This window comes from Arthrobacter sp. 10T413_2 (assembly GCF_056394205.1).
Map to the genome: position 1 here is coordinate 1 of NZ_JBFTHK010000196.1, position 7,334 is coordinate 7,334.

Here is a 7,334-nt window from a genome sequence, read left to right on the forward strand (position 1 = left end):
CTCCGGTGGCATGTCAGCATGGTGGCAGGGTGTCTCCGACACGGGATGGCTCACACTGACGGAGGTTGTCGAACACGCGAAACGCACGGCTCGCGCCGTCGACATCCCCGTCTATTGCGACGCTGACACCGGTTTCGGTGCACCGATCAATGTGCAGCGCACGGTGTCCGAGTTCATCGACGCAGGCGTCGCCGGTATCCACATTGAGGATCAGCGGGAGCCGAAGAAATCGGGCGGCGTGGCCGGGATCGAGCTAGTCTCCGACGCCGAGGCTATCGGACGACTGAACGCAGCCGTCGACGCCCGCGACCGCTTCGACAAGGACTTTGTCATAGTGGCGCGCACCGACGGCTACGGTGCCGCCGGCGGTGGCGTCGACGAGGCAATCCGCCGCGCGCAGCTCTACAAGGCAGAGACTGGCGCCGACGTCATTTTCTACGAGGGATTCCATACCTGGGAGCAGGCCGAGCTCGCGCTGAAGGAGACACCCGGACCTGCCTATGCCATTGGGGTTCCGATGATCGGGCGGAAGACCGTCACCGAGATGACCGCGATCGGTCAGGCGATCCAGCCGGTGCCCTTCGTGCTCCCGGGTATCAACGAGGTGTGGCKTCTGCTCATGCAAGTGAAGACATCAGGCGAGGCCACGCCGCTCGCCGAGTACATCGATCGCATGAACGACGACGCCGACAGCATCGGCTGGGGTGCGACGTTCGGGCTTCCTTCTACCGACTATGTGCGTGAGACCGAGGACAGGTTCCTTCCGCAGGAGTCGCGCCGTGACTACGACAACAACGTCCATGTAGGGGAGAACTACTGATGGTGGAGAAGAACGTGATGGAGAAGAAAGCCGGCCTCGTCACCGGGGCGGGCTCCGGCATCGGTCGGGCAAGTGCGCTGGCACTCGCAAAGAACGGCGCGCGCGTAATGGTGTCCGATATCGATGAGGCGTCGGGGCGCGAGACCGCAAAGCTGATCGCGGAATCGGGTGGCGAGTCCGACTTTTTCCACTGCGATGTCAGCGAGGAGGAGCACGTCAAAGGMCTMGTGGACGCAACAGTATCGAGCTTCGGAAAGCTGGACTTCGCTTTCAACAATGCAGGAATGAACGGTGTTTTCACTCCTCTCGGGGAGACTGAAAGCGCGATCTGGGATCGAGTGATGARGRTGAATMTTTACAGCATCTTCTACTGCCTGAAGCACGAAATTAACGCGATGCTGAAGACCGGAGGGGGCGCGATCRTCAACACTGCTTCTGGTGCGGGCATAATCGGAATCGCCAACAACGCGCCTTACACCGCGTCGAAGTTCGGCATCGTCGGGATGACGCGGAACGCGGCGATGGACTACGGCCGCCATGGCATCCGCATCAACGCCCTCGCACCGGGGTCGACGACGAGCCCGATGATGAAAAACGCTTTCGAGCAAAATTCGCCCGAGTTCCAGGAAACCATTCTGTCGGCAATTCCGATGCATGTGTTGGCCGAACCCGAGGATCAGGCAGATGCGGTCGTGTGGCTGTGCTCTGACCAGGCCCGTATGGTCACAGGAATCTCCCTCCCTGTCGACGGCGGTTGGCTGGCTGGAAAGTAAAATGCTGGGCCTTCCAAATTGAAAAACATGGAGGAAATAAAAAATGAACAATCTCGATTTCAACGGCCGGGTCGCGATCATCACCGGTGCCGGACAGGGAATGGGTCGCGAGCATGCCAAGATGCTCGCCTCCCGCGGCGCTCGCGTGGTCGTCAATGACCTCAACGCGGTGAATGCGGCCGAGGCAGTAGCCGAGATCACCGATGCCGGTGGCACAGCAGTGGTTGACAGCCATAACGTCGTCACCGGCGCGTCTGACATCGTCCAGACTGCGCTCGACACCTTTGGGCAGCTCGACATCGTGGTGAACAACKCCGGGATCAACGCCTTCGGCCGTTTCTGGGAGATGGAGCCCGACACGTGGTGGCGCATCTTCGATGTGGCCGTCAAGGGCGTCGTCGGAGTCTCCCGTGCAGCGATGCCGCACCTCATCGCCTCGGGGAGCGGCCGTCTTATCAACATCTCGTCGAACGGGGTCATGGGTGTGCCGACCGACTCGGCTTACAACGCTGCGAAGGCCGCGATCTGGGGACTCGGTATCACCCTCGCGGCCGAAGCCCGCGAGGTCGGAGTGCAGGTCACCACGCTGATGCCGGTGGCTTGGACACCGATGACGGAGGATGCGTTCCCGAACCCCGTTATCCAGGACGCCATGCGCAAGACGGTCCCGTCCAGCGCCGTGTCGGCCTTCGTYACGTGGCTGGCTCACCAGGACACGACGGTGCACGGTGACACCTTTGAGATAGCCGGAGTTGCGGCCGGTCGCGTGGCCATCGCCGGTATGCCACGAATGAGGGTCGATGTGCCCACACCTGAGGCCTGGGCCAACGGCGCGGATGAACTCACAAAGGATGGCGAACTGCGACCGTTCCGCAACGCGAGTGAGTCGTTCCGCGACCAGATGGTGTATCTGGCGCCCGAGCTCGACTCGGTGCTCCCAGCCGACGCCGCAGACGTCTCCAGGTGATGCCTTTGAAAGACAAGGAAGGGCGTTGCACGTTCCAGAACGCCTTGCGCGTTTGATGATTGCTTGCGCCGAGACCATGCAGCACGGTTCGAGCAGGTTGGAATCGGGTCACCGACAACGGCAGCATCCCTTTCGAGGAATCTCACCGACACTCAATCGAAGTCAAAGAACCAAAACCAAAAATCCCGCGCCGCAACACTGGCGCAACAAAAGAAGGAGATCGCCATGGGTCGTCTAGACAACAAGGTCGCAATCATCACGGGGGCAGCAGTCGGCATGGGCGCCGAGCACGCCCGCCTTTTCGTGGAGGAAGGCGCGAAGGTCGTCATCACCGACCTTAACGAGAAGGACGGAAAGGCACTCGCCGACGAACTCGGCGAGAACGCGTTCTTTGTAACTCACAACGTGTCGGACGCCGACTCGTGGGCAGCTGTCATCGCCGCAACTGTCGACAAGTTCGGCCCGGTCACGGTGCTGGTCAACAATGCGGGGCTCTCGGGTCCMAATGCGTTCACTGCTGACCTCGACCCCGAGACGTTCAGCAAGGTTGTGGAAGTTGATCAGACCGGCGTGTTCCTGGGCATGCGCKCCGTCCTGCCTGGCATGATCGAGGCGGGCGGCGGCTCCATCGTCAACATCTCATCTGCAGCGGCCATGGCCCACCTGTCGGGAACGCCCAACGTGGCGTACACGGGCKCTAAGGCTGCCGTTCGAGGCATGACCAAGGCCACCGCAATCGAGTACGGGCCGCAAAATGTCCGCGTGAACTCCGTACACCCGGGTGCGATCCTCACCCCTATGGCCAAGAACCTGAACGATGCCGAGACCTTGGATGCGATCGCTCAGACGCTACCGATCCGCCGGTTCGCCGATCCGCGTGAGGTCTCGTACGCTGTGCTGTTCCTCGCGTCCGATGAGGCTTCCTACATGACCGGCAGCGAACTAGTCGTTGACGGTGGACGCCTGGCCGAGTAACAGGTTCGCGCCGAGGTGTTCGCGAGTGACGCCCCTGCCCAACTCGTTCAAAAAAGGGGCGCGGCGGCACTCGCGAAAGTGGTACCGCCCTGACCGCTCATCCGTCAGACGCGATCGGCATCTCCAAAGGGGCAAGCGAGCACCCTCCGCCAGCCTTGCGAGCATAAGGACAACAAAATGAGCACGATCCACGCGGTTCCTGCCACATGGGGTCTCTCTGACAGTGCAGGTGAGATCGCTCCTGACCACGTCGTCATCGCCGCCGTCGTCCAATGCAGGGGCAGGATAGCCCTGTTTAGAAGGGGGCGTGGCCTTGGCCACGACAGCGGCCTCTGGCACTGCATCACCGGATTTGTGGAAGCCGGGGCTACGCCCGAACAGCAGACGCTTGAAGAGTTACTCGAAGAAACGGGGCTGCAGGCCACAGACCTTTTGGACCTTCGGCAAGGACCGGACCTAGTAGTCGCCGACGACTCGGGAACTCCCTGGCTCGTCCACACTTTCACTGCGCTAACGTCCCGGCGACGGCTGAAAATCAACTGGGAACACGACTCATACCGGTGGACGGCACCGAATAAGGTGAAGCGTTTTACTAATCGGGTCAGGTGGCTGGACAACGTGCTCGACGCAACCGGCCACTGCCCATCCACCGTCCCGACACCTCAACCGTGAGCAAGCTCCTGACGGCAAGACCCAAAGGAAGAGCTGCAGCACTCTCGGAAGTGAACACATTCTCTCCCCCCTGAAGGATCAACGAAAGGACGGACGTGAAGATCGGCATTCTCGGAGCAGGATCAATCGGCGCGACACTGGCCCGCAAGCTAAGCGGAGCAGGCCATGACGTGAAGGTCGCGAATTCCCGCGGCCCCGAAACCATCGGTTCCGACATTCTGGCCACAGGCGCCCGGGCAGTAAAGGCACCCGACGTCGTAACCGACGTCGATGTCCTCATCACCTCCATACCGCTCAGCCGGATGACCGAGATCAGACGTCTCCTGGCCAATCTCCCAGCCAATGCAGTAATCGTCGACACGTCGAACTACTACCCCCTGCGTGATGGACGAGTCCAGGCACTCGAAGACGGACAGGTCGAAAGCGTATGGATGACCGAGCAGCTCGGGCGCCCGGTTACCAAAGCCTGGAACGCCATTACAGCCGGATCCTTCGATGCCAACGGCAAAGAAGCGGGCGATCCCGATCGCATCGCAATCCCCGTGGCCGCGGACCGCGATCACGACAAGCAGGTAGCCATGGCTCTCGTCGAGGAGACCGGGTTTGACGCGGTTGACGCCGGATCCCTGGCGGGCTCCTGGCGCCAGCAACCCGGAGCGCCCAGCTACTGCACCGACTTCACCCGCCAGGAAATCCCGAACGCCCTTGCTGCCGCCGATAAGAGCAGGCTCCCGCAGCGCCGGGACATCGCGATCGCCGCCATAACAGAACGCTTCGCGGACTACACAACGGTCACCACCGATTACCTCGTCAGATTGAACCGTGCCATCTACAGCTAATGCGAAGTAAGGGGTGTTGAGCCATCACCGAAGCCGAAAACAGTAGTGCCGGCGCCACGACCGGTGACCCCATGTCTACCTTTGTCGTGCTCCTTGACCTGGCCAGCGACTACACGCTGCTCGAATCCGTCCTGCGCCGCCACCGGCTCAGTTGGATCACGCCGCGAATGAGCGTTGCCAGCCTGGACCACGCGATGTGGTGGCACCGCCCGGCACGCGTCGACGAGTGGCTGCTTTACGTCCAGGAATCCCCCAGCGCCCAGGGAGCCCACGGCCTCGCCACCGGCAAGTTCTTCAACCAAGCCGGTCAGCATGTGGCCTCTGTGGCACAGGAGGGAATGGTCCGGATTCTCACTGAGCCCCATTACTTGCCCCTTTGATAGCGACGGGCCTTGAACCACGTCCCGGTCTGGTCGCAGTACTTGCGAGCTGGCAAATGATTTCGAACATAGCAATCGTCCTGGGGTTGTGTGGTCAGGGCGACGCTCGGCTCCAAGCAGTCGCATTTGTCATTCGTGCGCAGCGCGGTCATCGCAACAGTTTCATCCAAGATTGGTGCTTCCGTRAGCGAGCAAAGTGCTCCCTCAGTCGATCGGGCGTGATGGGTGCCTTGTCCTTTTCTGCCGCGGCCAGAGCATGACCAAGCTCCTCGACACTAGCTCCGTGCAATAGGCGGGAGTGCCAGGCTGCTGACGCCTCGACTCAGCGAGAACGCCGGCATCGAATGGGCCTAAGCCCGTATCGTCAACCAGTTGCATGATCTTTCTGCGGGCCCACGTCAGAATCGGCGGCGACTGGGACCGCGATTCGATCCGTTGCTCCTGCGGGACGCCCCTTCGTCTGCCGAGTCACGGCAAGCGCTGCGTTCTACGCCTTCACGACTGGTCGGCCTAGCTGCTCAGCGCTCCCGAGGCTCTCGACCTGACCGTTAACGTTTGCCCTTACAGTGCCGCTCATGCCGGGTARCAGTTCGAGGTATGGCAATAACCGAGGTCGAMGACCTTGGCCAGGAGGTAGCAAGTTCGGGCTGCTTCGAGAACGGGATCGATAACAATCACTTGCCTGCCATKGACTGCGGCTCTCAGGTCCACTGCACGGTCACCTGCAGCGAGTACCTCAGTGGCGATGACTTCAGGCCCGCGGGCGTCTGCGACGAGGACATCATGTCCGGCCTCAATGAGTCGGCGTGCAAGGTTGCCGCCGAGCCGGCAAAGCGAGGCATGACGTCATCAGATACTAATGCTCTGCCTTCGTAGAGCTCAACGAAGCTGCGATCCGTAACCTGCTTACCCTGTCCACAGCCGGCTTCCTAGGTTATGTCAGCGCCCCGTTTCGAGGCAGGCGCGCTGAACTGCCGCCGGACCAGATCCGCCGGACGCTCCGACTAGGACCCCCTGGCAATGCGGTCCGGGGCCCTTGGAACGGCGCACACCGTGCAGCCCTGTACGGCGCATCAGCCGCTCCACGGTGCACCGGGCCACTTTGWGGCCCTCACGGTTCAGGCCGGCGTAATCTTTCCTGGCCCCATTGACGCTGTCGTCCTCCCGGTGCGACGGGTGATTTTCTMGTCACGGCGTGGATTCATCTGCACGTCCATTCCATCGATACCGAGCATCGCGTTGGCACGCTCGCACCGGCACCTATCCGCACAGGGCGAAACATTGAACGTCTTCGGGGCCTCTTGTGAGGTGGCTTGGTTCCTACCTATTTCATGCGAACGTATACCCGCAGCCGCCATCCGACAAGAGGCGGGTCAAACAGTCCAAAACGCTCGTCTGCGAAAGGCCCGACCAGGACTACCTGCTGTATTCGGTGGGGAGACTCTTAATCCAGTCCTGATAGATCGGGTCTTCAGTACGCCAAGCTCCCCAGTGGGACACGCGGGGGACGTTGACGATATCCCAGTCCGAGTTGATCGGTCTTACGTCGATCCAGTCCCAGACGCAGGTACGGTGAAGGATCTTCCACACTCCGTCCCGCTTCTCACACAGGTCGCGGTAGCGGCCAGCCTGGAACATGGTGACTTCAGGCTCTTTGAACKGGACAACGCAAATGAACATACTCTCGCGCTTGGCCCGGTTGCCGTCAATCTCGGACAGGACGTTGGAGACGTGATGGCTACAGCTGTAGATCTGATCTTCCCAGGCCATAGCAGCATCAGCCCAGCCTGGGCCGTCACCGACGTAGGCGCCGTGGTCATCGAAAGAATCCGGCCAGTAGGTCGACAGCATGAGCTCGCGGTCGTGCCGGTCAGCCCCCCTGACATACAACATCAGGTTGTCGTGAAG

The 7,334-nt window shown here is 61.3% G+C and carries 7 protein-coding genes and 2 pseudogenes; 7 read left to right on the forward strand and 2 right to left on the reverse strand.

The window, feature by feature from the left end; translation table 11 throughout:
- From AC1DBQ_RS20065 to AC1DBQ_RS20095, 7 genes and pseudogenes are all read left to right on the forward strand, one after another.
- A partial coding sequence (locus AC1DBQ_RS20065) for an isocitrate lyase/PEP mutase family protein (protein WP_476930182.1) occupies positions 1–820 on the forward strand: 820 nt, incomplete at its 5' end.
- Positions 820–1,593, forward strand: a complete 774-nt coding sequence (locus AC1DBQ_RS20070; RefSeq protein WP_476930183.1) for an SDR family NAD(P)-dependent oxidoreductase — start codon at positions 820–822, stop codon at positions 1,591–1,593. The genes AC1DBQ_RS20065 and AC1DBQ_RS20070, both read left to right, overlap by 1 nt.
- Before the next feature lie 43 nt (positions 1,594–1,636).
- Positions 1,637–2,560 carry an SDR family NAD(P)-dependent oxidoreductase gene (locus AC1DBQ_RS20075; RefSeq protein ID WP_476930184.1) on the forward strand — a complete coding sequence of 308 codons (924 nt, stop codon included), beginning with the start codon at positions 1,637–1,639 and terminating at the stop codon, positions 2,558–2,560.
- Between the two features lie 225 nt (positions 2,561–2,785).
- Positions 2,786–3,535 carry a glucose 1-dehydrogenase gene (locus AC1DBQ_RS20080; protein WP_476930185.1) on the forward strand — a complete coding sequence of 250 codons (750 nt, stop codon included), beginning with the start codon at positions 2,786–2,788 and terminating at the stop codon, positions 3,533–3,535.
- Positions 3,536–3,712: 177 nt separating this feature from the next.
- Positions 3,713–4,207, forward strand: a complete 495-nt coding sequence (locus AC1DBQ_RS20085) for an NUDIX domain-containing protein (protein ID WP_476930186.1) — start codon at positions 3,713–3,715, stop codon at positions 4,205–4,207.
- Between the two features lie 77 nt (positions 4,208–4,284).
- Complete coding sequence (locus tag AC1DBQ_RS20090) at positions 4,285–5,046, forward strand: NADPH-dependent F420 reductase (RefSeq protein WP_476930188.1); 762 nt, start codon at positions 4,285–4,287, stop codon at positions 5,044–5,046.
- Positions 5,047–5,075: 29 nt separating this feature from the next.
- A pseudogene (locus tag AC1DBQ_RS20095) lies at positions 5,076–5,426 on the forward strand (acyl-CoA thioesterase); the annotation flags it as partial.
- A gap of 1,035 nt (positions 5,427–6,461) precedes the next feature.
- On the opposite strand, the pseudogene AC1DBQ_RS20100 reads toward AC1DBQ_RS20095, so the two are convergent.
- Positions 6,462–6,590, reverse strand: a pseudogene (locus AC1DBQ_RS20100) (IS3 family transposase); the annotation flags it as partial.
- Positions 6,591–6,842: 252 nt separating this feature from the next.
- Positions 6,843–7,334, reverse strand: a 492-nt coding sequence (locus AC1DBQ_RS20105) for a nuclear transport factor 2 family protein (RefSeq protein ID WP_476930187.1), incomplete at its 5' end; no start/stop codon positions are given.

Bases quoted from the DNA above. Each gene is read 5' to 3' on its own strand.
- AC1DBQ_RS20085 (WP_476930186.1), top strand. From the start codon at position 3,713: ATGAGCACGATCCACGCGGTTCCTGCCACATGGGGTCTCTCTGACAGT.